Raw genomic sequence first — 25,066 nt, forward strand, 5'->3', positions numbered from 1 at the left:
ATGTTCCTCAACCCCCGTATCGCGTTCGGCGCCATCTGGCGGCTACCTGTCCGCGCCCGTATCGGATGAGGTGCTCGGCCGCGTGGCGTCCCTGAACTTCTTCGGTACCTGGGAGTGCAGCGACGGATCGGCCGCGACGGCACTGCGGTAGGCGGTCCGCGCCTCGCCGTCCCGGCCCTTCCTCGACAGCGTGTCGCCGAGCTGGAAATGGGCCGTCGACGCCTTCGGATTGTTGGCGACGGCCCGCTCCAGCAACGTGATCGCCCGGTCGGGATCACTCGTCTTGAGCAACACGGCCTGGTTGAGGAGGGCCGAGGTGAACGAAGGGTCGATCTTCAGCGCGGCCACGTAGGCCTTCAGGGCCTCGTCCGGCCTGCCGTCCCGCGCGGAGACGACGCCCACGTTGTACCAGGCGAGCTTGTTGCGCGGTTCCATCTCCAGGACCCGTTTGTAGGTGGCCTCCGCTCCGTCGAAGTCCTTGTGCTGTGCCTGCACATGGCCGGCCTGCAGCAGTGCGTGCGCCGTGAGCGGGGTGAGGGGTGCCTCTTCGGACTTGCCGTCCGGGGTGGTCGCGGGGTGGGACATGACCGCCCAGGTGACCGCCCCGGCGGCGACCGCGGCCGATGCGCCGAGGCCTGTCCACAATCGCCAACTTTTCACTTGGCCACATCTCATGGGGTGGGAGCGGCCGTCCGGTTGCCGCCGGACGGCCGCAGGAGGGATGTCGGGGACGGTGCCGACGGGAGGGAACCGGAACCACCGTCACTGCCGCCAAAGTTACGAGTTGTTCCGGTATGTCGTCAGCTGTCATGGGCACTTGAGGCGAACAGACCACCCGAACGTACGCACTCCGGTACCGGTCACACGCGATTCCCGTGATCGTGAAACTGGCTCAGGAGATCGCCCGCGAGGTGCTCACGCCGTGGGGGAGGCCGGTCCGGCGGGAGTCGTTGGCCGGGAGCCGGACCGCTTCGGCAGCCGTCGGCCGGGGCGCGGTGAGCGGTACGTGCGGCCGTCCGGCGTACAAAAGTCACGAGACGGCACGGGATCCCGTCCGTTCGATCAAGGGAGTTCGTCGAAGGGTGGATGGCCGCCGGCAGGAGCGGTGCGATCCGGGCACCGGGGAGGCGTTGACACGGAGCGGGAACGCATAGCCGCGGACGAGGCCCGAGCGGCGCGTGGGTTGCGGTTCTCGCAGCTGCCGGGGCGTGTCCGGTGGGACGGCATGGTCGAGGAACGGCCGGCCGTTGACGCACGAACCGGCGCGGTTCGCGTACGACCCGGACGAGTGGCTCGTTCGCACCCGCCTGTGAGCCGTCGTGTTGTGACGGCAGGCGATCGTGTCCGGCCCGTGCGCCTGAGGTGGTCGGGCGAGTGCCGGGTCCGAGGCGCACGCCGCTTCGCGGACCGCCTACTTCGCGCCGACGGAGAACAGCAGGTAGAGGAAGCCAGCCACGAGGTGCCCCGCCACGATGTAGGCGAACAGGCGCAGCGCGAACCCCTTGGGGAACCGGCCGTCCCCGCGTTCGACACCCGTCTTCTCACTCGGCACGGTCGTCTCCTTCGGGAGGGCTCGTGCGCCGTCCGGCGCCGAGCGAGGTCGGACGCTCCCCGCCTCCTACGCACAGATCACTCGCGTGGCTCTGCAGGAGGGTGTGGACGAAGAGGAGGTCCGCGCCCCCCGGCGACACGGCGCTGATCCGGTGGGGGGTTTGGCTGTCGTAGTGGGCGGAGTCGCCCGGCTCGAGGGTGTGCTCCTTGCCGCCGAGCGTGAGCCGGAGCCGGCCCGTGAGCACGTGGAGCCACTCCTCGCCGGCGTGGACCCGGACCAGCACGTCCCGGACGGTCCGCGGGACGTGCAAGCGGAGCGCCTGCATCGCGCGCTGTGAGCCGCCGGCCTGCCGGTAGGTCCACCCGTCCGCTCCCACCGACCCCGTCACCGAGGCCCGGATGACGGGGTCCCGCTCGGGAGGGGTCTCGCCGAGCAGATCGGAGACCGTGGTGCCGTAGATGCGGGCCAGAGTCAGCAGCATGGGCAGCGACGGCTGGCGCTGCCCGGTCTCCAGTCGGGAGAGGTGCGCCGGGGACAGCCCCAGCCGCAGTGCGGCGGCCTCAACGGTGAGGCCGCTGCGTTTGCGCAGGTCCCGGAGCTGTGATGCGACACTGGAGAGTGCGGCACTCGTCTCCCCGGTGTTCCTCGCCGTGGTGTCTTCGGGCATGCCGCCATTGAGCCACACTCATTCCCTCTGGGGCAAATGTCTTGCCTCAGAGGCAAGGGGCTGCGCTCCGAGGGCCCTGCCGATGTCGCAGCGTTGCCGGATCGTGCGCCCCCGAGCTCTCCGGAAGTCGCACGGGCCGGACTGCGGCCCCTGCTTCCGCGGCCCCTGCTTCCGCCGCCCCGGCGGCCGGCCGACGAGCTTGCGTCGACGTTCCGTTGCCCGGCCGGCAACGAGGGGACGGGTGGGGCCGGGAGCGGAGGGAGGTCCGGAAGCGAGTCCTCGGCGCGTTGAGCGCGCGATCAACGGAGCCGTCGGCGGCAGTCAGTCGCCGTTCCCCCGATGCTGTCACGGCTCCACGCCGTGGTCCTCAAGGGGCACCCACCGGGCACGCTTCTGGGCGGGCCGGGGGTGGAGGCCGACGGATCCCGAGGCGACGTCCCGCGTGGGGCGACCGAGGTCCCCCGGGGCCGGCGCGTACGGCTTTCCGCCGGCCGTCCGATGCCCGGGACAGCAGGACCGCAGCCGTGGCTGCCTCGTCCGACGGCTCGGGAGACCGCTCGACGGCGGCGCCGCGCGCCAGTGAGGCGCCCGTGCGCGGCCGGCTCCCTCGCTCAGCCGGCGCGCCGGCGGGCCGCATCGAGCGCGCGACGCCAGGAGGCGACGTGCGGGGACCGGCGCAGCAGCGCGCGACGTTCCCGCTCGGTCATGCCGCCCCACACGCCGAACCGGACCCCGGTGTCGAGTGCTTCGGCCAGGCACTCGGTCTGAACCGGACACGTCGCGCAGATCGCCTTGGCCTTGTTCTGCTGGGTGGCCTCGGCGAACAGCTCGTCCGCCTCACTGCCGCTGCAGGCCGCCCGCTCCCGCCAGTGCTCCCCCGACTCCATACCGGGCTTCCCCTCTTCCATCTTCTGTTCTTCCCAGTGCCGACATCCCGTGCCACGCCGCTGGTGCGCGGACGAACGGCCAGTGGACGATCAACGTTCGCGTCGCTCTCACCGCATTGCCCGCGAGGGCCGGGCCATGCCTGCGCGACAAGGGACGGCTCCTCCGGCTCCCCTGTGAGGCCGACGGGTGGGGTACGCAGCCGGCGGGCGACCGTGGCGGTGCCGCTCGAGGACCCGTTCACCGCCCTGGCGGCGAGCCGGGCCGGTTCGGATGTCACCGCCAGCCGAAACGGCGGTCCACCACCGCGGCGAACTCCTCGAGGGTGAGCACCGCGTCCCCGTTCTGGTCGGCTGCGTCGAACAGCGCCGAGGAGGCATCGGCGTCCCCCACGCCCCAGAACGGAAGATCGCCCGCGGCGGCCAGGTGCGGGCCCTTCGTCCGCAGGGCCGTGATCACTTCCTCGCGGGTCAGCGTTCCGTCGCTGTCCAGATCGAGCGCCTCGAACAGCTTGCGGGCCTTGTCGCTCATCACGTCGTCCCCGTCCCCTTCGTCTTCACGGATGGGCGGCGCGGCCGGCCGCTCAGGGGATCAAACGCCGATCGCCGCGTCCTGGTTCCGTCGTGCCGGTACGCGTGACCGGCATCGCATCCGCGGGCGGCGTTCGTCGTGCACGGCCGCCCGGGCGGTGGGACGCCGCCGGCCGGTCCCCGAGGACGCGCCGCGCCCGCGGGGGGGGCCGGCCTCCCCCGGGGCCGGTGTGCCGGACCCGAAGCGGAGGAGCTGAGGGCATCGGCGGGCCGGACGGGCGGGCGGCCCGGATCCACGACCTCGACGGTGCCGCGGTGTTCGCGGAACTCGCAGTCCACGGCTCATGGTTCGCGACCGACGGCGCGTGGGGGCGCGGTCGGCTGCGTGAGTGGGGTGCGGCACCGTCGGGTGCCGCGGCAAGACCCCTGTCCGTGCCGCTACACCCCGGGCGCGACGTGGCGCGCGGGCCCCTGCCGTGGTCGCGGAGCGCTTGGGCGGCGGGCCGTGCCGGGCCACGCCCCGCGCCGGCCCCTCGGATCAGGAGTACCGCCGTTTCAGGGGGGCTGCCTGGGCGGGGGAGACCTGCCGTGAGTGTGGGTTCGGGCCTTCAGCGGGCCCAGGCGTTCATGGTCCTGGCGACCGGCCTGTACCGGGCGGGCCACCTGGTGGTGGGTGAGCTCGCGGTGGTTCAGCACCAGCGGGGCAGTGCCCTGTCCGGGGCCGGGATCACGGGCGCCGTGTCGACGAGTCTGCTGGTCTTCGGCACGGCCCGGGCCAAGGGCTGGTTCGGCACCTGGCCGCCCCTGATGGACCTGGGGCTCGTGGGATGCGTACTGCCGTTCCCTGTGTACGCGGGTGGTGCCCACCGGCCGGCGGACATCGCCCGGAGTCCCGCCCGGGAACCGCGCCGCAATCACCGGAAGGGACCGGCGGCTGGCCCGAACGGCTGTCCGTGCGGCCCCCGCTCGCCGGTGGGAGCCATGACCGGCCGAACCGGCGGCCCGGCCCGATCCGGCACGGACCGTTCAGCGGGCGCCGGTGACGTTGGAGGGGCGGAACTCTTAGACAACGCCGTTGCCGAACCGGACGGCGGGCGCACAATGAGAGTGTGCGTGTGCACTGGGCAGATGCCATCGTCCCGTCGGGCGAGGAGGCGGCCGTCCCGGCGGTCGCCGACCAGGTGAGCGGCCAGGGCGGGAACCTGTCCCTGCTCAGGAACCACAACGCGTCGCTGGTGCTCGATCTGCTGCGGACGGCCGGGGAGGTCGGCATCAGCCGTCCCGAGATCGCCGACTACACGGGCCTCACCCCGCAGGCGGTCAGCAAGATCACGGCCCGGCTCCGGGATGCGGGGCTCCTGGCGGAGGCCGGACGGCACACGTCGACCGGGGGCAAGCCGCGCACGGCGCTGCGCCTGGAACCCTCGGCGGCGTACGCCGTGGGCGTGCAACTCGACCGGGACGAGATGACAGCGGTCCTGGTGGACCTGTCCGGTGCGCGGGTGGCGACACGGGCGGTGCCCGCAGACCTCGGCGCGGGGCCGGACGTGGTCACCGACCGGGTGGCGGACCAGGTGCGCGCGCTGCTGGACCAGTCGCTGGGCGGCCGGCCCGGAGGCGGCTACGGCCGGGCGGGCGCCGGCGGAGCACTGGAGGCGGGGGAGTCCGGCCAGGGGCGGCAGGGACCCGAGGGCGCTGCGGACGCCGGCGGCGAGGGGGCGCCGCGGGTGCTGGGAGTCGGAGTCGCGATGCCGGGGCCTCTCGACCACCGCGCGGGCGTTCCGCTGCGGGTCACGGGCTACCCGGAATGGGACGGTTACCGGCTGCGCGACGAACTGGCGAGCCGGCTGGGCCTGCCGATGGCCCTCGACAAGGACACCAACGCCGCAGCCCTGGGGATACTGCTGCAGGGCGAGAGCGGCTCCTTCGCCTACCTGCACCTCGGCACCGGCATCGGCGCGGGTCTGGTACTGGAGGGGGCCGTGTACCGGGGCGTGCGGACCGGGGCCGGGGAGTTCGGGCACCAGGTCGTCCAACTCGACGGACCTGTCTGCGCCTGCGGCAAGCGAGGGTGCCTCGAAGCACTGTGCCTGGCCGCGATCGCCCGTGGTGACGTCGCCGAAGCCGCCCGCGTCCTCGCCGTCGGTGTCACCAACCTGGCCGAACTGCTCGACATCGACCAGGTGTTTCTCGGGGGCCGGGCCGTCGCCGCGGCGGAAGCGGAGTTCGTACGCGGTGTGCGGGCCGAGCTCCGGTCCCGGACGCACCTGATGGTCGCACCGGCGGGAGGCAGCGCGTACCGCATCGCCGAGGGGGCGGCCCAGCTGATTCTCGCGCCCGTGTTCGGGCGCACCGAGACCCCCTCCGGGCTGCGCATGCACTGACTGGGTGCCGCCGCGTCCCGCTCCGGGACCCCTTCAGCCGGTTGCCGGAGGGACACCGCGCCTTCGCGCACCTCCGCGTCCTGTTCACCCACGCGATGCTCGCGGAGCCGCGCCTCGCCCTCGGCCGGCTCGCTCCGCTGGGGCCCCTCATGGCCGAACCCTGCCACCGCAACGTCCAGATGTTCCTCGACCTCGGCCGGTCCTTCCCGCCCGAGTACCCGGTGACGACGCCCGTCGAGGAGACCGTTCTCGACGAACACGCCCTCGCCCGCATGCTCGACTACGGTCTGATCGCTCCACGGCTGACCTCGCTCTACGAGTTCTCCGCCGCTTCGCTGGACGAGCCGCGGCTCACGACCCTGCTGGACGACGGGATTCCGTCCTATGCGTGGCCGCACACGGACGTGGCGATCTGGTACGTCGGCAACACGGGCCGCCACCTCCGGGCCATCGCCCGTGCCAGCGGAGCACACCTTCGCCGGGGGCCGTCGCCGGTGCGGCCTCCCCACCGCGGACGCCGCCGGTGATCGCACTGCGCACGGACGCCCGTCATCCGTTTCCGCCGTCCTCCACTTGCGCGGCGATTCCGGGTGCGCCCCAGAGGGGGAACCACCGGCTCAGATCGTCCTCGACGGGCAGGTCGTCCGCGAGCAGGGCCCGGACCTGGAGTTCCAGGGCGTTGTCGCGCTTCTCGGCGCCTCCTGGAAGAGGGGCGAAGGGATAGAAGGTGCCCCGCTTGTAGAGGTACACCAGGGCGAGGTCCCGGTCTGCGGTGGTGTCGCGGAACCCCACCAGCGAGCAGAGCAGTTGCGGGCCGAATCCGGCGTCCTGGAGGAGGATGTTGACGGCATGCAGGTCGTTCACCAGTGAGGCCGTGTCGTCGGCCGGGTGTCGGGCCAGGAGCCACGTGTAGCCGTACGTGTCCCGGGTGAACTCCACGGGCGTGCCGCCCCGGCCGGTGTCGGCGTCGAGCAGTTCGCGCACGTCGCCCTGGATCCTTGCGAAGGCTGCGCCCTCGACACCGGCGAAGCACACCGAGCCGGCCCCGGTCGGGGAGAAGCCGGCTCCCGCCTGGAGGGTGATCGCCGCGGCGGGCAGGCCGAAGAGCCGGTCGAGGTCGGGCCGCACCGGCTTGCTGCGGCCGAGGATGGCGTCGAGGAGTCCCATGGAGAAGTGTCCCCTTCCTGGAGAAGTGTCCCCTTCCTCGGGTGCCGGCCCTTTCCCCCGGGTACGGGCCGGGAGGGTGCCGGGCCCGTCACGAGCGGCCGAGCCGCTGGGAGATCCTGCTGAGCTGGTCGAGGCGCTGCTCCAGCGTCGGGTGGGAGGAGAGCAGCCGGCTCAGGCTCTCCTTGGAGGAGAAGGCCGGGGCGAACCAGAAGGCGTTGAACGGCTCCGCCTTGCGCAGGTCCTGCGTCGGGATCCTCGCCATCTGGCCGGTCACCTTGGTGAGTGCCGAGGCGAGTGCCGACGGGCGGCCGGTCAGGAGTGCGGCGGCGCGGTCGGCGGACAGCTCCCGGTAACGGGAGAGCAGCCGGGTCAGCAGGAAGCTGATCACGTAGACCGCAGCGCTCACCAGGGGTATCACGAGAACCGCTATGGCCGTGTTGCTGTCGCGGCTGCTCCGGCCGAGCCCGCTGTAGAGCCAGACCCGGGCCATCATCCCCGCGAGTACGCCCAGGAAGGAGGCCACGGTCATCACCGCGACATCGCGGTGGGCGACGTGCGACAGCTCGTGCGCGATCACTCCCTCCAGTTCCTCCGGCTCCAGGCGGCGGAGAAGGCCGGTGGTGGCGCAGACGAGGGCCGTCTTCTCGCTGCGCCCGGTGGCGAACGCGTTCGGTACGTCACTGTCGGCGATCGCCACCCGCGGCTTCGGCATGTCGGCCAGGGCACAGACGCGGTCCACGGTCCCGTGCAGCTCGGGCGCCTGCTCGGGGGTGACCTCGCGGGCACCCATGCTGTACGCGGCGATCCGGTCGCTGAACCAGAACTGCGCGATGAACAGGCTGCCCGCGATCAACAGGACGAGGGGCCAGGAGTCTCGCAGGACGGCGAGCAGCACGCCCACGAAGACGACGTACAGCAGCCCGATCAGGAACATGGTCGTCACCATGCGGGTGGTCAGTCCCCGGTCGGCCGCATAGCGTGAATGAGAACGGGTCCCTGGCATCGCTCACACTCCAGGCGGAATGGTTCCCCCACCCCTCGGTACCGAGTATGCGCCGATCCCGGCTATGGCGTGGATAAGGGGGACCTGAGGCCTCGGGCGTGACGGGCGCTTGAGCGCTTGCACGGACTGCGGTGGCGGCGGCTGTGCCGGGAGGATGTCGCCCGCACCCTCGACGCCGTGCGGCCGGAGCACTACCGAGTGCCGTCCTTCCGCAGCGCCTCCAGGTGGCCGGACAGGGTCGAGACGCTCTGGAACGTCATGCCGAGCAGGGAGACGTGCTTCCAGTGGAGGGACCCGTCCGGGGCGATCAGGAACACGGCCCGGCGCAGACCGATGCCCGGGGCGCTGATGCCGAACGCCTTCGAGACCGTGCGGTCGGTGTCGGCCAGGAGCGGGATCCGCAGCGAGTGCTTGCGGGCGAAGGCCTCATGGCTGTCCACGCTCTGCGGGCTGACGCCCCAGACCAGTGCGGCGCAGTCCTCGAACGCCTCCAGCCCGCTGGAGTAGGAACACAGCTGCCTGGTGCACACCGGGGTGTCGTCACCGGGGTAGAACGCGAGTACGAGCGGCTTGCCCCGCTGTTCGGACGCGGTGAACTCACGACGCTCGAACACGTCGCCCACCAGGACGCCGCCCGGCAACGAGAAGTCGGTGATCTGCTCGCCTGTCCGAGGGCTCGTGCTCATGTCCGCCTCCGCATCGCAACGACCGTGATGAGCTGTCACCGCCCGTGTCCGGTGCAGCGGCGCCCATGCTGTCAGGCAGTCCGGAGGGCGGCGCCACCGGGGCGCTCCGGCACGCCGGACGATCCCCCGGCCTCGTCGAGTCCGGCACCCACGACGAACTGCGCACCACCGGGGGCCCTACGCGGCGCTGTGGGAGGCCTGGTCGGACACGCGCGACACCGGGCTCCCGGCCGCCGTCCGGCACGACCGTTCCCGTCGCCCGCACGCCCGCTGAAGCCGACACCGTACGCACGCTCCACCCTCACCACCGCTCCGCCGGAGTCCGAACGAAGGGACGACCGATGCTCCGCTCCCGCAGAGCCCCACGCCTCGCCGCCGCGCCGGCGTCCGCCTTCATGCCGCTCGCCACCGCAGCGTGCGGAGGCGGCCCCGGTACCGGCGGCCTCGGACCCGGTGCGAGCACGTCCGGCGGCGGCTGAGGCGCCGATGTGACGGCGGCCGTCCACCTCCAGGGCGGCACGGAGCACACCCACGGTCTCGCGTCGACCCTGCGGTCGACCACCGCGGCCCCGTGCCGGGGAGATCTGCGGCGCGCTCTTCGCGCGGCGTGGGGTGAGCGCGCCGGGAAGGGGGTTCCGCCGCCTGACTTCGCCTCGGCATCCCGGGACGAGGCGAGGCCGGCGGCCGTGTCGGGAGCCCGTCGCGACGGCGCCCGGCTCCGCTCACCCGGTCTTCTCGGGCGCGAGTTCCTCGATCAGTCCCTCGACGAGCCTCCTGATCTGGTCGCGGATCGGGCGTACGGCCCCCACCCCCTGGCCCGCGGGGTCCTCCAGCGCCCAGTCCAGGTAGCGCTTGCCGGGGAAGACGGGGCAGGTGTCGCCGCAGCCCATGGTGATGCAGACGTCGGACTCCCTGACCGCGTCCACGGTCAGGATCTTCGGCGTCTCGGCGGAGATGTCGATGCCGACCTCTCGCATGGCCTCGACCGCGGCCGGGTTGACCTGGTCGGCGGGAGCGGATCCGGCGGAGCGGACCTCGATACGGTCGCCGGCGAGGTGGGACAGCCACCCGGCGGCCATCTGGGAGCGGCCGGCGTTGTGGACGCAGACGAACAGGACGGAGGGCTTCTCGGCCATCGCGGGTCTCTCTCTTGTCTCGCGTACGGTGTCCTGCCGTGTCGCGGTCTTGCCACGTCACGCAGGGGCGTCAGGCGGGAATGACATCAGCACCTGGTGGCGTCAGCGGCCACTGATGTGACAGTATCAGCCCATGATGACGTCAGTCGACGCTGACCTGATTCGGGTTCTGGCCGACCCGCTCAGGCTCCGGATCGTGACCCTCCTCGCCCAGGAGACGCTCTGCACCACCCACCTCGTCGAGGAGACCGGCGCCAGGCAGACGAACCTCTCCAACCACCTGAAGGTGCTGCGCGAAGCGGGCGTCGTCGAGACCGAGCCGTGCGGGCGCTTCACCTACTACCGGCTGAAGCCCGACGTCCTCGACTCGCTGGCCGGTCAGTTCGCCGATCTGGCCAGGGCCGCGCACGCCACGGCCGAGGCGAACACCAAGCGTTCCTGCCCCTGAATCACCGCGCACCCGCGACCGCACGCATCAAGGAGTTCTGTTGAGCGCCACCGAGGCCGCCTCCGCCCGCCCGGCCGGTTCCGCCATGGCTCCGGCCGCGGACCCGCGGCCCGCGCCGGGTGCCACGCCGCCCCGCGCCCCCCTCCTCGCCCGGGCGGCCGCCGAACTGGTGGGCACCGCCGCCCTGGTGGCCGTCGTCGTCGGCTCCGGTATCCAGGCGACCGAGCTCACCCGGGACGTCGGCCTCCAGCTGCTGGCCAACTCGCTCGCCACGGTCTTCGGGCTCGGCGTGCTGATCGTCCTGCTCGGCCCGGTCTCCGGGGCCCACTTCAACCCCGCCGTGACGCTCGCCGAGTGGTGGACCGCCCGTCGAGGCGGCGGCGTCACGGCCCGCGAGGCCGCGGTCTACATACCGGCTCAGATCACGGGTGCGATCGCGGGCGCCGTCCTCGCCGGCGCCATGTTCGGTGAGCCCCTGGTGAAGTGGTCCACACACGAGCGGTCCGCCGGCAACCTGCTGCTCGGCGAGGCCGTGGCGACGGCCGGACTGATCCTGCTCGTCTTCGGCCTGGCGCGCACCGACCGGCTCCGCTTCGCCCCGGTCGCGGTCGCCTCCTACATCGGCGCCGCCTACTGGTTCACCTCCTCGACGTCCTTCGCCAACCCGGCGGTGACCGTCGGACGGGCGTTCACCGACACCTTCGCCGGCATCGCCCCCGCCTCCGTCCCCGGGTTCGTCGGCGCCCAACTCGCCGGTGCCGTCGTGGGCCTCGCCCTGGTCGCGCTCATCTTCATGCCCGGCCGCACCGCCCAGGCGCAGCCCGCCGCATGATCCGGGCCGCGCGGCGGTCCCGGTCGTGGCCGTCCGGCCCCGCCGCCGGCTGCTCCGTTGCCCACCTCGCCGCCGAGTCGGCCGTTCCCGTCCCCCTCGCCGAGACGGCGTGGCACACCGCCATGCAGGCCGCCATGCGGACCGCGGCGGCGAGGAAGGCGGCCGCATCCGCCGGGGTCGGGCCCGATGCCGCGAGGTGGCCGCCAGTCCAGGACGGGAACGACGCGCCGGCTCCGACGAGGGTCCGCACGGGTCAGGAGGGGCTCCGCCACCGCCCGGCGTCTCACGGTGGGCGGTTCTCCGGGGTGCCGCCGCCTTCGGCCGGAACGCCTGCGGGACGCCCTCGGCCGGCCGGCGTCCCGGGGTCCCGTCCGGCGGTCACACGGCGGGGGCCGCGGCCGTGGCCGTCGTGAGGAGTCTGCCCATGGCCGCAAGGACCGACGGCTCCACGCGGTAATAGACCCACGTACCGCGCCGCTCCGAGGTCAGCAGCCCGGCCTCCTTGAGCTTCTTCAGGTGGTGGGACACCGTCGGCTGGGACACGCCGACGTCGGAGATGTCGCACACGCACGCCTCACCGCCCTCGTGCGAGGCGACCGAGGAGAACAGCCGCAGCCTGACCGGATCGCCGAGCGCCTTGAACATGCGCGCGGCCGTCTCCGCCTCCTCGGCCGTCATCGGCCGCTCGGTCAGAGGGGGCAGCACGGCACGGCGTCCTCGTCGGTGGGCTCGACCAGCGGCAACGTCTTCGCGTTCGACATGCGTCTATGTTGACATGTGTCGAATCAATCGCCCAGTGGCAGGTGTGGCCCGCCCTGTCGGCCCCTGGTCCCAGGTGGGATGGCGCGCTGCGTCGCCCCGCTCCCCGCTCGCGCAGTCCGGCTCTGTTCGGGCGTGTGCGGCGGAGGCTGTCGCGCCGCTCCGGTCCCTCGCGCGCCGGACGTGGATCGTGGGCGGCGACCGGAAGTCGACATCGATGCCTGTCTATATTGACTCACATCTAAGCAGGTGCCATGCTGGCGGAAACAGGTCATCGACGGATGTCGAAACAGAATGGGGAGTCATCGTGAACGTGCCCACCGCCACCCTGCCCGTCGTGGTGATCGGGGCCGGCCCGATCGGTCTGGCCGCCGCTGCCCACCTCGTCGAACGAGGTCTGGAGCCCCTGGTCCTGGAAGCCGGAGCCGGTGCGGGCAGCGCGGTGCGGGAGTGGAGCCACGTGCGGCTGTTCTCCACCTGGGCCGAGCTCGTGGATCCGGCCGCAGAGAAGCTCCTGGCACCCACTGGCTGGGTGAAGCCGGACGGCGCCGGCTACCCGACCGGCGGCGACTGGGCACAGCGCTACCTCCAGCCCCTGGCCGATGTCCTCGGGGGCAGGGTCCGGTTCGGTGCCCGCGTCACCGGTGTCTCGCGCGTCGGCCGCGACCGCGTCGTGGACGCCGACCGCGGACGGCAGCCCTTTACCGTCCACCTCGTCCACGTCGACGGCACCGAGGAGCGGATCACCGCCCGCGCCGTCATCGACGCCTCCGGTACCTGGTCGACTCCCGGGCCCCTCGGCGGCGACGGCCTGCCGGCCCTCGGCGAACGGGCAGTCGCCGACCGCATCTCCTACCGTGTGCCCGACCTGCGCGATGACGCAGTACGTGCCCGGTACGCGGGCAGGCGCACCGCCGTCATCGGCACCGGCGCCTCCGCCTTCACCGCCCTCGCCCAGCTCGCGGACCTCGCCGTGGACGCCCCGGGCACACACGCGGTGTGGATCCTGCGGCGCGGCATCTCCGGCTCCACCTTCGGCGGCGGGGCGGCCGACGAGCTCCCCGCCCGCGGCGCGCTGGGCCTGGCGGCGAAGGCCGCCGTGGACGAGGGCTGCGCCGATGCCGTCACCGGCTTCCGGACCGATGCGATCGAGAGGAACGGCGAACAGCTGGTGCTCGTCGCCGAGGACGGCCGCCGGCTGGACCCGGTGGACGAGGTCATCGTCCTCACGGGCTTCCGCCCCGACCTGACGTTCCTGACCGAGCTGCGTCTCGGCCTCGACGAGCGCCTCCAGGCCCCGGTGGCGTTGGCACCGCTGATCGACCCGAACGTCCACTCCTGCGGAACCGTCTACCCACACGGAGCGGGAGAGCTGTCGCACCCGGAGGAGGACGTCTACCTCGTCGGCATGAAGTCCTACGGCCGCGCCCCGACGTTCCTCGCCATGACCGGCTACGAGCAGGTCCGCTCCATCGCCGCCGCCCTGGCCGGTGACCACGAGGCCGCCGCCCGCGTCGAACTCGCCCTCCCCGAGACCGGCGTCTGCGGCGGAGCCGGCCTGTTCGACGAGCCCGAAACCGCCCAGGCCGGCGGCGGCTGCTGCGCCACGCCCGGCGCCCTTCAGATCGGTGCCGGCGCCCCGGCCGCCTCCGGCGGCTGCTGACCACCCACTCGAGCAGGAGGCTCCTTCATGTCCCGCCTACAGCTTGCTCTCCGTGTCCCCGACCTCGCCGCTTCGGTCGCGTTCTACACCAGGCTCTTCGCCACCGAACCCGCCAAACTCCGCGACGGCTACGCCAACTTCGCCATCACCGATCCCCCGCTCAAGCTCGTCCTCGTCGAAGGGAGCCCGGAGGAGGCGACCCGCATGGACCACCTCGGCGTCGAGGTGGACAGCACCGACGCCGTCCACGCCGCCGCCGGCCGCCTCGCCGAAGCGGGGCTGTCCACCGAAGAGGAGAACGACACCACCTGCTGCTACGCCCTCCAGGACAAGGTCTGGGTCCACGGCCCCGGCCGGGAGCCGTGGGAGGTCTACGTCGTCAAGGCCGACGCCGACACCCTGACCAGACAGCGGGGAAGCACCTGCTGCACCGGTCCCGGAGCCTCCCGCACACACCCCACCCACGCCCCGCGCAACCCCGCACATCGAAGCTGAGGCAACGTCACCCGAGTGTCCCGGCGCCGCACTGCGGTGAACGGGCCACTTCGGGGGGCGGGTTGGGCCTCGCGGCTCCCGATCCGTACGAGGCGGCCGGCTCCGTCACCGGTGAGCCCGGCAAACGACGGACAACGCCCGAACGGGGCACAATGTGCGGATGGACGAAGTGCCCATCAGTGACGAAGACCGGCGGCTTCTCGGCCGCTGGGCCGCAGACTGCGTCGAGCGGGCGCTCCCGCTGTTCGAGGCTCGGGCTCCCGGCGACTTCCGACCTCGCGAGGCGATCGAGGGCATCCGGGCCTTCGTGCGCGAGGGGAAGCGGACCGGGCGGCTGCGCTCCCTCGCCTGGGCCGCCCACGCGGCCGCACGCGCAGTCGACGACCCGGCTGCCGCAGCCGCCGCCCGCGCCGCGTGCTACGCGGCGGCGACCCCCTACATCCACCCCCTGGCCACCCCTCACCAGTCGAAGCACGCCCTTGGACCTGCGGTCCATCAGGCACGGGCCCGTGAGCTCGCGTCGGGCGACGACCCCGGGGTCGGTGACGAGGAGCTCCGGTGGGCGATCGAGCACGCCCCGGAGGAAGTCCGGGCGCTCCTGCGGCGGATGCCGGCGCGCAGCCCGGGCCGCAGCCGCCTGGACACGCTTTACCACCGGCTCGACGCGGCCCTGCGCAGCTGACCGGCGAAGTGCGCTCCGCCTCGATCGTTCCGGAATCCTCGTGGTGGCCGCACGAATCCCGATCTCGTTACCCGTCCCGCCCGCGTCGGCCGGCGGGGGCGCCGCCCCGCGGTGGCGGTGCTGGGTCCGCGCACCGCGCCCGTATGCCGGCTGTTCCGCTCGACGACCGCGCCCCGGGGGCGCGTGCCGGCACCGCCGGTCTGGGTATCCCGCACCGGTGACGGTGAGTACGTGCGCTCATGCCCGCCGGCGTCCCGCGCCCGACGATGGGGACCACCATCGCCGAGACCGGGAGCCCACATGCTCAGCAGCCTCGCCAAGGTCCTGGTGCCGGCCGTCGGACGGCTCACCGTGACCACGGACGCCGGTACCGTCCTCGCACCGGGCAGCATCGTCGCCGCCAACCACACCTCGCTCACCGACCCGGCCGTCGTCCTCGCCGCGCTGCACCACCTCGGCGTCGAACCCGTCGTCATGGCGACCGCGGGTCTCTGGCGCATCCCCCTGCTGGGTCGTGCGCTCGCCGGCGGAGGCCACATCCCCGTGCACCGCAACGACCGGCGCGCCGCCCGATGCCTCGACCTCGCCGCAGCGGCCCTGGCCGAGGGGCGGCTGGTCCTCATCTACGGCGAGGGCGGACTCCCGCCCCGTACGGACGCCGCCGAAGCCCCGCCCGTCGCCTTCCGCAGCGGCTTGGCGCGGCTCGCCGGGCTCACCGGTGCGCCCGTCGTACCCGTGGGCCAGGCAGGTGCCCGCCGGATCACCTCGGGGAGCGCCGCCAAACAGATCGCGGGGCTGGCCACCGCTCCACTGCGCCGCCCGGCCCTCCACGTCCACGTCGGGACACCGGTGCGTCTCAGCGGTGACCGGTCCGCCCGTACGGCGGAGGCGCACGGCGTGGTGACGGCCGCCTGGCGGACGGCGGCGGCCCGACTCGGCGAGCCCGCCACGCGCCGGCCGCTGAAGCCGGGCACTGCCCCGGCACGAGGCGTGGCGCCGGAGGAGCGCGTCGCACTTCCCGAGCTCGTGCGGAGGCGGTGACACCGCACTGTGCTGCTCCCTTCCGCCGGCGGCGACCCGGCTTCCTGACGGACGTGCTGAGGACGCCGTGCCGGCCTGCGCCTGCGGCGCGACAGCCTTGGACCAAGGGCGCCCGCAGGAGTCCGAGCGCCGTTCACCCCCAGGACGGCCGTGCAGCGTTCGCCCGGACGTGCCAGACGGCGGGGCGACCCCGTCACCGCACCGCGAGAACCTCCCGGGCGGACGGTCCGGTGCCCCGTTCCGGAATCCGCAGGACCGATGAGGGCCCCGGCCTCGACCGCTCACCGCCGATCGACGCGCCCGCGGCAATTCGCTACCGCGGCGGCCGGAACCGGCGGAGACTGCTCCCATGACTGACATGGGGGCGTTCCGGGAAGCGGTCACCGCGTGGGCGGCAGGCGGCCCCGGCGACCCCGCGCGGGACCTGGCCGCGCGACTGCGCGTCCGGGCCGTCGTCCTGCTCGAAGGGCCGAGCGACGTCGCTGCGGTCGGCGCGCTCGCCGCAGGCCGCGGCCGGAACCTTGCGGCCGAGGGGGTCTGCGTCCTGTCGATGGGCGGCGCGATGAACGTCGGGCGCTTCGCCTCCCTCCTCGGGCCCCCCGGTCTGCGGCTGCGCCTCGCCGGGCTGTGCGACGAGGGGGAGCGTCGCCACTACGCGCGCGGCTGGGAGCGGGCCGGCGAAGCACGACAGGGGTTCTTCGTGTGCACGGCGGACCTGGAGGACGAACTCGTCCGCGCGCTGGGGGAGACACGGGTGGAGGAACTCGTCCGGGCCGAGGGCGACCTGCGCGCCCTGCAGACCTTCCTGCGCCAGCCCGCACAGCGGGGCCGCCCCACACGGCAGCAGCTGCGGCGCTTCTTCGGCACGAAAAAGGGACGCAAGATCCACTACGGCCGCGTTCTGGCCGAGGCCCTCGACCCCGAACGCGTACCCGCGCCCCTCGACGAACTGCTGGCACACGTCCGACGGTCACCCGCGCCCCCGTCCCCGATCCCCTGAGGTCGTTCCCGGCCCGCAGCGTGATCCTCTACGAAGCCGGGAACGGGGCCGTACCGACCGGCACGAAGATGCGCTCCCAGGGCGACGAACCGGTCCAGGACTCCGCCGCGCCCCCGGCGACAAGCTGCCGCAGGCCGCGCGCCCGTACCCGAACATGTCCCGCGTCCGCAGATCGGCCGCGCGGCCGCGACTGTCGGCACCCTCGCGACCGCCCGCTTCACCGGCTGCGGTCCAGCAAGGAGACGAACAGCGAGTCCAGTTCCCCCGCCGCGTCCGGCGCCAGTGCCGGCCCCCGCAGCGCCCGGCGCGCGGCGTCCAGATGCCGGCGGGCCTCGCCGCGGGTCGCGGCCCGTCCGCCGGCCTCCTCGACGAGCACGGCGGCACGCGCCGCCGTGGCGCGGTCCGGCGGCTCCGGCGACTCCAGCAGCGCCGCCAACTCCCTTGCGGCCGGCCCCTCCCCGGCGAGCGCGGCGAGAACCGGGAAGGTCTTCTTGCGCTGCCGCAGGTCGCCGTGGACGGGCTTCCCCGTCACCGCGGGCTCACCCCAGATGCCCAGCAGGTCGTCCACCGCCTGGAAGGCCACACCCAGATGCCGCCCGGCCCGCTCCAGCTCCGCCACCGTCGCGGCGGACCCGCCGCCCAGCACCGCGCCGAGCGCGACCGCGCAGCCCAGCAGGGCCCCCGTCTTGTGCTCCGCCATCGACCGGTACTGGTCCATCCCCACCGCACCGGGTCCGCTCCACGGCTGCCGCTCGAAACGCAGGTCCTCCGCCTGGCCGCGTACCAGCGCGTTGAGCGTCCCGCACAGCCGCCGGACCGCCTCCCCCGTCCACGGACCCGGTGCCCCGGCCAGGCACTGCACGGCGAGGGCGTGGAGCGCGTCCCCGGCGAGGACGGCCGGACCCGTCCCGTAGGCCTTCCACACAGCCGGGCGCTGCCGCCGCAGCGCGTCACCGTCCATGATGTCGTCGTGCAGCAGGGAGAACGTGTGCACCAGCTCCACGGCGACCGCTCCCGCGACGGCCGCACCACCGTCCGCCCCGACCGCCTCGGCCCCCAGCACGGCCAGAGCCTGCCGCACTCCCTTGCCCTCGGAGCCGTCCGGATCCGGTGTCCCCGCCGCATCGCTCCAGCCCAGCGCGTACGCGGCCATCTCAGCGGTCCACGGATGCAGCCGCCCCACCGTCTCCACCAGCGCGGGCCGCACCAGTTCCCGGCATCGACGCAGAACACCGCCCACCGTGGAGTCGCGGCCGTGCGGCACACCTGCCGCAGCGATGTCCGACGGTCCGGAAGGGGAGCACACCGGCGAGAGGGAGGAACTCACCGCAGCCCCTCCGCGTCCGCCGTCCGCAGCCCTTCGACGTCCGCGGTCCGCAGCGCCTCCGCGCCGCCGGCGGGCAGCACCCGCTCCCCGCCCCCGGCGGCCGCGTGGCCGTCCGGCATCGGCCCCACACCCAGCTCGGCCGCGGCCTTCTCGACCATCTCCCGGGCGTGCCGCAGTCCGATGCGGTCCAGGGCCGAGCGCAGTTCAGCCAGTTCGGCGGCGGTCCGAGCCGCGTCCCGGCCGAGCCGGGCGCGCGCCTTGACCAGCCCCAGCCGCGACAGTGCCGTCCCCCGCGGCTCCTCGATCTCGCGGAACTGCTCGAGCGCCCGCTCGTACAGTTCACGTGCCTCGGCATACCGGCCCGCCCGGTACAGCACGTTGCCCCGCATCTTGTGGTTGTAGGCGAGCGCGCTCGACAACCGCATGTCCCGGCAGGCCTCCTCCGCCTGCGAGAGCAGCGACAGGGCACGCTCCACATCACCGTCACGCACGGACACCACATCCGCGATGCCCCGCAGAGCCCACGCCCACCCGCGCCGGTCCTCCGCACGCAGCGCCGTGTCCGCCGCCTCCTCGAACAGCGCCAGCGCCTCGTCGTAGGCGCCGGTGTTGCGGTGCATCTGCGCGATGCCCTCGAGCGCCCACACCGTGTGCCTGGCCTCACCGCGGCGGCGGGCCTCGGCCAGCAACTGCTCGTGCAGCCGGCCCACGGCCTCGTAGTCGCCCTGAATGCGCCCCGTTTCGGCGAGTCCCGCCAGCGAGTAGCCCCGTACGACGACATCGTCGCCCCGCTCGCCCATCTCGGCCGCCAGCCGCAGCAGCCGGTACGCCAGAGCGAACGAACCCCGCTGGCGGGCCAGCGTGCCCCCGCTCCACAGGGCCCACGCCATCGCACCCTCGTGGCCGGCCGAACGAGCCGCCCGGTAACTCGCCTTCCACGCCCGGTCGGCCTCCTCGATCCGCCCCAGCCTCCGGCTCGCCTCCGCGACTGCCAGCCCGCAGCGCGCCACCTCCTGCCGGTCACCGGCCCGCTCCGCCGCCCGCAGCTCCTCGGCGCCCCGGGCGAGCACCTCCGGAAGGGAGGCGTTGACCGACAACGACCCAAGAGCTCCTTGGTATTCCGGAGCGGAAGCCTTCGCCCGCTGCGTCCCATTCACCTGACTGGCCATCAACTGTCTCTCTTCTCCGGTCGACTCGGTGATCAAGATGCCGACGGAGAGCGGAGGTTCCGCGGAAGCCGCGATATCGGCCTGGATGGGGGGGCCGGGTCATACTCAAGTGCTACGGGCACGCGTCGAGGTCGTCATCGAGACGTACGGCGGACCCGTGATCGTCCGGGCGCGCCCATGACGGGGTACTCGAGCGACACGTTCCGGCGGCACCGCCGCGGGCGCGTCGTCGGGCCCAACTGCGGGTCTTTCAGGACCGGCCCGCCGCCGGCGCCCTGTCAGCGGTGACCGTCCGGAGTGGCTGCCGGTGCGCTGCCGACATGCCGCCCCGGTCCGGCGCCTGGGTCACACGACGCCGACCCGTCCCGAGTCCGGCGGCGGTTCCCGCCCGGTCGTGACGACGGCTGCCAGGTCGGAGCCCGCTCTGAGCAGCGCCACGGTCCGCGCGGCGATCCCGTCGAGACGCGTCCGCACAACGCGCCGGGTCTCCTCCAGGCCGGCGGGCCGGTGCAGGGTGCCGAGCAACTCGCGCACGGCGGGAACGCCGTAGCCGGCGCTGCGGAGGGCCGCGACGATCCGGGCCGCCCCGATGTCCGGAAGGTCGTACCGACGTGCTCGCAGCGACGTCACCCGCTCGGGCGCGAGCAGCCCTTCCTGCTCCCAGAACCGCAGGGTCGAGGGGCGTACACCGAGTGCTCCGGCGAGTTCGGTGATCGTCATGGCGTCGCCGTCCCGCTCGATTCCCGCGGTGCCGGTCTCGGCCCGTACCGCATCGAGCGCTTCCTGGGCCCGCAAGGCCTCCTCCCGTTCCCGCGCGAGCCGCACATGCAGTGCGCCGACCGCCGCCGCCGCCTCCGTGACGGTCGCGGTCCACAGCCCCGGCAGTATCCGGCGTGCCTCGACGGGTCCGACGGCGGCCGCGAGCCCTCGGTACGCGCGAAGGGCTCGCACATGGGCCGGTGTGTAGGAGCGGTAGCCGTTGTCCGACCGGGCAGCCGGGGGGATGACCCCCAGCCGCTCCAGGTCGCGTACCTGTTGCAGCGAGTAGCCGGACTGTCTCGCGACGTCCGCGGTGCGCAGCGGCCCCTGGTGCCGGCCGCTCGGCTGCTCGTCCATGGCCAACCCCACACAAGCACTTGAAGGTGATGCTCGAAGCATGAGTATGCAGCAGATCATCACCGTCGTTCGGGGCTTCCACGGCGCCTTCGTCCTCGTCCCGGAGCCGGGGAGCGACTTTCCCGAGCCGGCGTGGGGGGACGCCTTCTTCTACTACGCACCCGACGGGCGGATCCCTCGGAACCAGCAGCCGTACGCGACCGTGGTCACCAAGGACCAGCCCGACGACTCCGCCTCCGTTCTCGACCCACCGCACCGATGGCGGGTGAACATCCACGTCGACCGGGCGACCTTTCGTGAACTGACCGGGGAGGACCCGCGCAGCCTCGGCCGGGAGCGCGACCACGCGGCAGCCGACCAGGTGATGCCGCACCCGGTCTACGGTGCGCTCGGCTGGGTGTCGGTCGTCAATCCCGGAGAGCGCACGAGGAACACGGTCATACGGCTTCTCCACGAAGCCCACCACGCAGCTCGGGCACGATTCGAGCGGCGGCACGCAGGAGGGAGGCCGCCGGGAGGCGACTGAGACGGCCCGAGGGCGCGGAGAGCCACAACGGCGCCGCGCGCGGCGGCCCGAAGCACGCGGCGGCCGTGCCCTCCACGGCGTGACGCGTCAGCCTGGGGAAGGTGCGGACCGGGCCTCGGCGAGTTCCGCTCGCGCCGCCTGCTGGGCGATGTCCGGGTAAGGGCTGCCCCGGGGACTGCGGGACAGCCCTTGGGCGTAGGCGCCATCGCCGACGGGAATCATCATCGCCGCCGACGCGCCGGCGGCGATGATGCCGAGGACCCGGGCCGCGAGGTTCTCGGGTCGTCCGGAGGCCGGGTCGCGGTCAGCGCTCCGGGGGCGTGCGAGGGCGCACCCGGAGCGCTGCCGGGGCGCTCCCCGCGCAGGCCATGACCGGTCGACGACCGCTGGCGGCCGCGACGGCCGCGTACGGCTGGGGCGTCGTCCCCACGGCCGGCTCCTGTCGCGGCCGTGCCAAGATCTGAGGCTGTAGTACTCGTCCGCGAAGCGCCGAAGCGGGGTCGATTTGCCGATGCCAACGGGCGCGGTGAGGAAGAGCACCGCGAAGGAGTCCGCCGGGCCCTCGACGACCGAGCGGAATTGAGCCAATTCCTCGTGCCGTTCGACGAAGGTGCGCAGTCGGTTGGCGCTCAAAAATTGGCCATGAGTGGCGGGAAAACGGTCGTCACTGCGAGGCGTCTTCGGTAGGACTCCATGGGGGAGTGAACGGCTTTGCGAACAAGACGGTCACTGCAATGATCAGGTCCCGCGCGGCGCGCCCGGGGGCGAATCCCTTGCGTGCATGGGGTGGTGACCCTGGAGGATGGCTTGTGGGCCGGCGCCTGCCGACTCGCTGCTCATTTTCGCCGAGTGGCTTTCCGGGCGGTTTCCGGGTGATTTCCTGGCGGCGTCGGCGCGGTAAAGAGCCGCTATGGGTGGTCTTGCCTGCCGGGCCACCTTATGATCGGATGTGAAATTGCGTGATCGAAGTTGGTCGATGAGGGGGAAAATGCACGCCTCTTCGTGGTCGATAATGGAGAGAAGCGAGAAAGTGATTTCTGGCCCGGCTTCCGCGAGGGATCCCATTTCCCGAGCAGAAGTGCGCGGTCGGGAAAAACAGCTGGCCCAGACCAGCGCTCAGCTGCGCCGAGTGGCGCGCGGCGGGCGCGGTACGGTCCTCCTGGTGGCGGCGGCACCCGGCGCGGGGAAGACCCGCCTCCTCGCGGAAGCCGCCAGGCTCGCAGACGCCGACGGCTTCGTGGTCGTGGGCGGTGTCCCGGCCGGTTCCGACGCCGCGATCGAGGCGGCACGGACCCGGCTTCGCCATGCCGGTGGCGCCCGCACCGCCGTCGTGCTCGACGATCTGCACCTGGCGAGCCCGCCCGCCCTGACAACGTTGTGCGACGTCATGGTGGCCCTCAGGGGGCACCCGATCCTCTGGGTACTCGCCTTCGCGACGGACCGGGGTGACGCGCCGCACGAGCCGCTGAAGGACTGTCTCGGCAGGCTCCGGGCCGTGCTTCCGGTCGAACGGGTCCGGGAGTTGGGGCCGATCGAGGGCGAGGCGCTGGCGCTCCTGGTCGCCGACTGCACCGGGGCCGCCCCCGACCCGGCGCTCCTCGCCCTGGCGGAGAGCGTCAACGACACACCCCGTGCCGTGATCGAGCTCCTGCGCGGGCTCGCGGACGACGACCTGTGCGCGGTCGACGGCACCTCCCGGCCACGGTTCGGCCCGATCGGCGGCCCCCTCGTCGGGGGCGGTGTGCCCGCGCCGGTGCCGAAACGATTCTCCATGCTGATCCAGCAGAATCTCCGGTCACTCTCCGAGCCCACCCTGAAGGCGCTCAGGCTGGCCGCGGTGCTCGGATCACCGTTCGCGCCGGAGGATCTGTCGGCCCTGCTCGGCGAAGCACCCGTCGGCCTGCTCGCGGCGGTGGACGAAGCGGTCGACCGGGGGCTGCTGGTCTGCGGTGAACACGACCTCGCCTTCCGGACAGAGCCGATCTGGCGTGTCCTGCTCGACTCCGTACCGCCGCCGGTGTGCGCCCTGTTGCGCCGACAGGCGGCGGCGATGATGCTGCCGCGTTCCGACGGCGTCGAACGCGCCGCCCTCCAGCTGGTCCACGTCGCCCAACCCGGCAACGCGGACGAGATCCGCGTCATCTCCGAAGGGGCACGGAAGTTGCTCATCGCCGATCCGTCCACCGCGGCGTCGCTGGCGACCCGTTGCATGGAACTGCTGCCGCCCGGGCGGGCCGAACGCGTACGTCTGGCGCGCACCGCGGTCGAGGCGTGCACCAGGGCGGGCCACCTGGAGCGGGCGATCACCCTGGCCAAGGCCGCGATCGACGACACGGCGCCACTGGCTCCCCCGTTACCGGCGGAACTCGCGGAGGACGTGGCCGCGCTGCAGGCGTCGATGTCGACCGCGCTGCTGCTACTGGGGAACGTGCAGTCGGCGCGCCGTGCCGCGGGCGACGCGCTGGCGGCGCGACACGGCGGCGGCCAGCACCGCGAAGCCATGATCGCCCACCTCGCCGCTTCCTATCTGACCGGCGACGGTACCGCGGTGGACCGTGCACACAGGATCCTCGACGCTCCCGACCGCCACACCCGCGCCGTACTGGTCGGTGCGATGACCTTCCACGCCTTCGGCCAGTGGCGTGACGGCGAGGTGGGAGAGGCGGTGAGCACCCTGCGTGAGGCGGTCGCGCTCGACCGCACGGGGGAGGAGGCGCAGATCCTCGATCCGCGCTGGTTCCTCGCCTTCGCCCTCACCAGGACCGACGAGTACGAGCAGGCGGCGGCCGTCATCCAGAGTTCCGCCGCGACGTCCGCACCGGAGTCCGGAGCGCTGACCGCCGCCGTCCCGGCCGTGCTCCGCGCCCAACTGCATCTCGCCCAGGGCCGGCTGGACGAGGCCGAGGGGGAGGCCAGGACCGGTGTGGGCACCGACGGCTCCCACGTCCCGATGCTCGCACCGCAGGCGTGGCTGGTCCTGGCCTCCGTCGCGCTGCGCCGGGGGTCGCTCACCCAGGCCGAGGACCACATCAGGACCCTGGAGAAGGACTTCCCCCAGCACGCCTCCAGCCCCTGGTGGGCCGCGCGTCTCCTGCTGAACGCCCAACTGGCCGAGGCTCAGGCCGACCCCCTGGCGGCGGCGGACGTGCTCGCGGAGATCGGTGCACGGGCCGGTGCGCTCCGCGAAGCCGTCCTGGAGGACCCGGCCGCCGCGGCCTGGTGCGTGCGCTCCATGCTCGCCGCGGACCGACCGGATCTCGTCGGGATGGTGATCGACACGACGGAGCACCTCCTGGTACGCAACCGTCGCCTCCCCTCGGTGCTGGCCACCGCCATGCACGCTCGCGCGCTCGCCGAGGGCGACGCCGACGCCCTGGCCCGCGCCGGCCGGCTGCACCGCAACCCGTGGGCACAGGCCGCGGCAGCCGAGGACCACGCCGCTCTCCTGCTCGACCGCGGGGACCACGAGAACGCGATCAGCGAACTGGACCGGGCCATGAGCGCCTACGGCGCGCTCGGCGGCGAGCGGGACGCCGCCCGGGTCCGGGCCCGCCTGCGCCGGCTCGGTGTACGACGCCGGCACTGGACGCACGCCAAGCGGCCCGTCTCCGGCTGGGAGAGCCTCACCAAGACCGAGCGCAAGGTGGCGGAACTGGTGGCCGGCGGCCTCACCAACCAGCAGGCCGCCCGTCATCTGTTCATCTCCCCGCACACGGTGGGGTTCCATCTGCGGCAGATCTACCGCAAGCTCGGGATTCGGTCCCGTACGGCGCTGATCCGTCTCAGGGCGTAGCGCTCCGCGACGGGTTCGGCGATCGCATTCCGGTGCGCAGGGGCTGTGTGGCCGAGCGGCGGCTCCCTCGTACGGCCCGGCGGCGCCGTCGTGTGCGCTCGCTCCCTCCGCTCTCGACCGCTCTCGACCGCTCTCGAGCCGAACGGGCTTCCGCGGAGGAGCCGCCTGTCGGCGCAGCCCCGTGCCGCCGTCGGGCCTTCGCCCC

General features: G+C 73.1%; 24 protein-coding genes and 2 pseudogenes. 12 read left to right on the forward strand and 14 right to left on the reverse strand.

Annotated features, from left to right (window positions below; genetic code table 11):
• Positions 1-42: 42 nt before the first annotated feature.
• From FEF34_RS36635 to FEF34_RS36650, 5 genes are all read right to left on the reverse strand, one after another.
• Entirely contained in the window at positions 43-645 is a 603-nt protein-coding gene (locus FEF34_RS36635; protein WP_171053231.1) for a tetratricopeptide repeat protein, read from the reverse strand.
• Between the two features lie 766 nt (positions 646-1,411).
• Positions 1,412-1,552 (reverse strand): DUF6126 family protein, encoded by a 141-nt coding sequence (locus FEF34_RS41665; protein ID WP_171053232.1) that lies wholly within the window; start codon positions 1,550-1,552, stop codon positions 1,412-1,414.
• On the reverse strand, positions 1,542-2,219 hold the full coding sequence (locus tag FEF34_RS36640) for a helix-turn-helix domain-containing protein (RefSeq protein ID WP_138057002.1): 678 nt from the start codon (positions 2,217-2,219) through the stop codon (positions 1,542-1,544). The genes FEF34_RS41665 and FEF34_RS36640 overlap by 11 nt, the downstream gene beginning before the upstream one ends.
• 611 nt (positions 2,220-2,830) lie before the next feature.
• Positions 2,831-3,127: a WhiB family transcriptional regulator gene (locus tag FEF34_RS36645; RefSeq protein WP_138057003.1), complete on the reverse strand. Its 297-nt coding sequence runs from the start codon at positions 3,125-3,127 to the stop codon at positions 2,831-2,833.
• 253 nt (positions 3,128-3,380) lie between these two features.
• The gene (locus FEF34_RS36650; protein ID WP_138057004.1) at positions 3,381-3,635 is read right to left on the reverse strand and encodes an EF-hand domain-containing protein; all 255 of its coding nucleotides are present in this window, start codon (positions 3,633-3,635) and stop codon (positions 3,381-3,383) included.
• 1,114 nt (positions 3,636-4,749) lie between these two features.
• Here FEF34_RS36650 and FEF34_RS36655 point away from each other — a divergent pair.
• Both FEF34_RS36655 and FEF34_RS36660 read left to right on the forward strand, forming a co-directional pair.
• Complete coding sequence (locus tag FEF34_RS36655) at positions 4,750-6,018, forward strand: ROK family transcriptional regulator (RefSeq protein ID WP_138057005.1); 1,269 nt, start codon at positions 4,750-4,752, stop codon at positions 6,016-6,018.
• Between the two features lie 41 nt (positions 6,019-6,059).
• Complete coding sequence (locus FEF34_RS36660) at positions 6,060-6,545, forward strand: hypothetical protein (protein ID WP_138057006.1); 486 nt, start codon at positions 6,060-6,062, stop codon at positions 6,543-6,545.
• A gap of 22 nt (positions 6,546-6,567) precedes the next feature.
• Here the strand turns inward: FEF34_RS36660 and pspAB are convergent, their stop codons facing one another.
• The 3 genes from pspAB to FEF34_RS36675 all read right to left on the reverse strand — a co-directional run bounded on the left by pspAB (position 6,568) and on the right by FEF34_RS36675 (position 8,874).
• Positions 6,568-7,185 (reverse strand): PspA-associated protein PspAB, encoded by a 618-nt coding sequence (gene pspAB / locus FEF34_RS36665; protein ID WP_138057007.1) that lies wholly within the window; start codon positions 7,183-7,185, stop codon positions 6,568-6,570.
• Positions 7,186-7,273: 88 nt separating this feature from the next.
• Positions 7,274-8,188, reverse strand: a complete 915-nt coding sequence (gene htpX, locus FEF34_RS36670; protein ID WP_138057008.1) for a zinc metalloprotease HtpX — start codon at positions 8,186-8,188, stop codon at positions 7,274-7,276.
• A 191-nt stretch (positions 8,189-8,379) separates the two neighbouring features.
• Positions 8,380-8,874 carry a peroxiredoxin gene (locus FEF34_RS36675; RefSeq protein WP_138057009.1) on the reverse strand — a complete coding sequence of 165 codons (495 nt, stop codon included), beginning with the start codon at positions 8,872-8,874 and terminating at the stop codon, positions 8,380-8,382.
• A gap of 485 nt (positions 8,875-9,359) precedes the next feature.
• Here FEF34_RS36675 and FEF34_RS44520 point away from each other — a divergent pair.
• A pseudogene (locus FEF34_RS44520) lies at positions 9,360-9,495 on the forward strand (L-lysine 6-monooxygenase); the annotation flags it as partial.
• A gap of 101 nt (positions 9,496-9,596) precedes the next feature.
• Here the strand turns inward: FEF34_RS44520 and FEF34_RS36690 are convergent.
• Positions 9,597-10,010, reverse strand: coding sequence for an arsenate reductase ArsC (locus FEF34_RS36690; RefSeq protein ID WP_138057010.1), 414 nt, complete (start codon positions 10,008-10,010; stop codon positions 9,597-9,599).
• Between the two features lie 133 nt (positions 10,011-10,143).
• Here FEF34_RS36690 and FEF34_RS36695 point away from each other — a divergent pair, with 133 nt between their 5' ends.
• Together FEF34_RS36695 and FEF34_RS36700 are read left to right on the forward strand one after the other, a co-directional pair.
• On the forward strand, positions 10,144-10,458 hold the full coding sequence (locus tag FEF34_RS36695) for an ArsR/SmtB family transcription factor (RefSeq protein ID WP_138057011.1): 315 nt from the start codon (positions 10,144-10,146) through the stop codon (positions 10,456-10,458).
• A gap of 40 nt (positions 10,459-10,498) precedes the next feature.
• Positions 10,499-11,290 (forward strand): aquaporin, encoded by a 792-nt coding sequence (locus FEF34_RS36700; RefSeq protein WP_138057012.1) that lies wholly within the window; start codon positions 10,499-10,501, stop codon positions 11,288-11,290.
• A gap of 378 nt (positions 11,291-11,668) precedes the next feature.
• Here the strand turns inward: FEF34_RS36700 and FEF34_RS36705 are convergent.
• Positions 11,669-12,051: pseudogene (locus FEF34_RS36705) on the reverse strand (ArsR/SmtB family transcription factor).
• Positions 12,052-12,356: 305 nt separating this feature from the next.
• On the opposite strand from FEF34_RS36705, the gene FEF34_RS36710 reads away from it, so the two are divergent.
• The 5 genes from FEF34_RS36710 to FEF34_RS36730 all read left to right on the forward strand — a co-directional run bounded on the left by FEF34_RS36710 (position 12,357) and on the right by FEF34_RS36730 (position 16,930).
• On the forward strand, positions 12,357-13,712 hold the full coding sequence (locus FEF34_RS36710) for an NAD(P)-binding domain-containing protein (RefSeq protein ID WP_138057013.1): 1,356 nt from the start codon (positions 12,357-12,359) through the stop codon (positions 13,710-13,712).
• A 27-nt stretch (positions 13,713-13,739) separates the two neighbouring features.
• Complete coding sequence (locus tag FEF34_RS36715; RefSeq protein ID WP_138057014.1) at positions 13,740-14,207, forward strand: ArsI/CadI family heavy metal resistance metalloenzyme; 468 nt, start codon at positions 13,740-13,742, stop codon at positions 14,205-14,207.
• A 160-nt stretch (positions 14,208-14,367) separates the two neighbouring features.
• Positions 14,368-14,889, forward strand: coding sequence for a putative immunity protein (locus tag FEF34_RS36720; protein ID WP_138057015.1), 522 nt, complete (start codon positions 14,368-14,370; stop codon positions 14,887-14,889).
• A 300-nt stretch (positions 14,890-15,189) separates the two neighbouring features.
• Positions 15,190-15,930 (forward strand): lysophospholipid acyltransferase family protein, encoded by a 741-nt coding sequence (locus FEF34_RS36725; RefSeq protein ID WP_138057016.1) that lies wholly within the window; start codon positions 15,190-15,192, stop codon positions 15,928-15,930.
• Between the two features lie 349 nt (positions 15,931-16,279).
• Positions 16,280-16,930: a TOPRIM nucleotidyl transferase/hydrolase domain-containing protein gene (locus FEF34_RS36730; protein WP_138057017.1), complete on the forward strand. Its 651-nt coding sequence runs from the start codon at positions 16,280-16,282 to the stop codon at positions 16,928-16,930.
• Between the two features lie 217 nt (positions 16,931-17,147).
• On the opposite strand, the gene FEF34_RS36735 is transcribed toward FEF34_RS36730, so the two are convergent.
• The 3 genes from FEF34_RS36735 to FEF34_RS36745 form a co-directional block, all read right to left on the reverse strand.
• On the reverse strand, positions 17,148-18,194 hold the full coding sequence (locus FEF34_RS36735; protein ID WP_171053358.1) for a polyprenyl synthetase family protein: 1,047 nt from the start codon (positions 18,192-18,194) through the stop codon (positions 17,148-17,150).
• Between the two features lie 59 nt (positions 18,195-18,253).
• A complete protein-coding gene (locus tag FEF34_RS36740; RefSeq protein ID WP_138057018.1) occupies positions 18,254-19,426 on the reverse strand; it encodes a tetratricopeptide repeat protein in 1,173 nt (390 codons plus the stop codon).
• Positions 19,427-19,771: 345 nt separating this feature from the next.
• Positions 19,772-20,542: a MerR family transcriptional regulator gene (locus FEF34_RS36745; protein ID WP_138057019.1), complete on the reverse strand. Its 771-nt coding sequence runs from the start codon at positions 20,540-20,542 to the stop codon at positions 19,772-19,774.
• Between the two features lie 46 nt (positions 20,543-20,588).
• On the opposite strand from FEF34_RS36745, the gene FEF34_RS36750 reads away from it, so the two are divergent.
• On the forward strand, positions 20,589-21,068 hold the full coding sequence (locus FEF34_RS36750) for a DUF6194 family protein (protein WP_138057948.1): 480 nt from the start codon (positions 20,589-20,591) through the stop codon (positions 21,066-21,068).
• Between the two features lie 87 nt (positions 21,069-21,155).
• Here FEF34_RS36750 and FEF34_RS36755 read toward each other — a convergent pair whose 3' ends face one another.
• Positions 21,156-21,701: a hypothetical protein gene (locus tag FEF34_RS36755; protein ID WP_138057020.1), complete on the reverse strand. Its 546-nt coding sequence runs from the start codon at positions 21,699-21,701 to the stop codon at positions 21,156-21,158.
• A gap of 445 nt (positions 21,702-22,146) precedes the next feature.
• Between FEF34_RS36755 and FEF34_RS36760 the strand changes: the two genes are divergently transcribed.
• Positions 22,147-24,861 carry a LuxR C-terminal-related transcriptional regulator gene (locus FEF34_RS36760; RefSeq protein WP_234042804.1) on the forward strand — a complete coding sequence of 905 codons (2,715 nt, stop codon included), beginning with the start codon at positions 22,147-22,149 and terminating at the stop codon, positions 24,859-24,861.
• Positions 24,862-25,066: the final 205 nt, after the last annotated feature.

Source organism: Streptomyces marianii, from assembly GCF_005795905.1.
GTDB classification, from domain to species: domain Bacteria; phylum Actinomycetota; class Actinomycetes; order Streptomycetales; family Streptomycetaceae; genus Streptomyces; species Streptomyces marianii.

What these genes read in the sequence shown, in the direction of transcription:
- FEF34_RS36640 (WP_138057002.1), bottom strand. Translation starts at nt 2,219, where the DNA reads ATGCCCGAAGACACCACGGCGAGGAACACCGGGGAGACGAGTGCCGCA.
- FEF34_RS36645 (WP_138057003.1), bottom strand. Translation starts at nt 3,127, where the DNA reads ATGGAAGAGGGGAAGCCCGGTATGGAGTCGGGGGAGCACTGGCGGGAG.
- FEF34_RS36650 (WP_138057004.1), bottom strand. Translation starts at nt 3,635, where the DNA reads ATGAGCGACAAGGCCCGCAAGCTGTTCGAGGCGCTCGATCTGGACAGC.
- pspAB (WP_138057007.1), bottom strand. Translation starts at nt 7,185, where the DNA reads ATGGGACTCCTCGACGCCATCCTCGGCCGCAGCAAGCCGGTGCGGCCC.
- htpX (WP_138057008.1), bottom strand. Translation starts at nt 8,188, where the DNA reads ATGCCAGGGACCCGTTCTCATTCACGCTATGCGGCCGACCGGGGACTG.
- FEF34_RS36675 (WP_138057009.1), bottom strand. Translation starts at nt 8,874, where the DNA reads ATGAGCACGAGCCCTCGGACAGGCGAGCAGATCACCGACTTCTCGTTG.
- FEF34_RS36690 (WP_138057010.1), bottom strand. Translation starts at nt 10,010, where the DNA reads ATGGCCGAGAAGCCCTCCGTCCTGTTCGTCTGCGTCCACAACGCCGGC.
- FEF34_RS36695 (WP_138057011.1), top strand. Translation starts at nt 10,144, where the DNA reads ATGATGACGTCAGTCGACGCTGACCTGATTCGGGTTCTGGCCGACCCG.
- FEF34_RS36715 (WP_138057014.1), top strand. Translation starts at nt 13,740, where the DNA reads ATGTCCCGCCTACAGCTTGCTCTCCGTGTCCCCGACCTCGCCGCTTCG.
- FEF34_RS36720 (WP_138057015.1), top strand. Translation starts at nt 14,368, where the DNA reads ATGGACGAAGTGCCCATCAGTGACGAAGACCGGCGGCTTCTCGGCCGC.
- FEF34_RS36725 (WP_138057016.1), top strand. Translation starts at nt 15,190, where the DNA reads ATGCTCAGCAGCCTCGCCAAGGTCCTGGTGCCGGCCGTCGGACGGCTC.
- FEF34_RS36730 (WP_138057017.1), top strand. Translation starts at nt 16,280, where the DNA reads ATGACTGACATGGGGGCGTTCCGGGAAGCGGTCACCGCGTGGGCGGCA.
- FEF34_RS36740 (WP_138057018.1), bottom strand. Translation starts at nt 19,426, where the DNA reads ATGGCCAGTCAGGTGAATGGGACGCAGCGGGCGAAGGCTTCCGCTCCG.
- FEF34_RS36745 (WP_138057019.1), bottom strand. Translation starts at nt 20,542, where the DNA reads ATGGACGAGCAGCCGAGCGGCCGGCACCAGGGGCCGCTGCGCACCGCG.
- FEF34_RS36750 (WP_138057948.1), top strand. Translation starts at nt 20,589, where the DNA reads ATGCAGCAGATCATCACCGTCGTTCGGGGCTTCCACGGCGCCTTCGTC.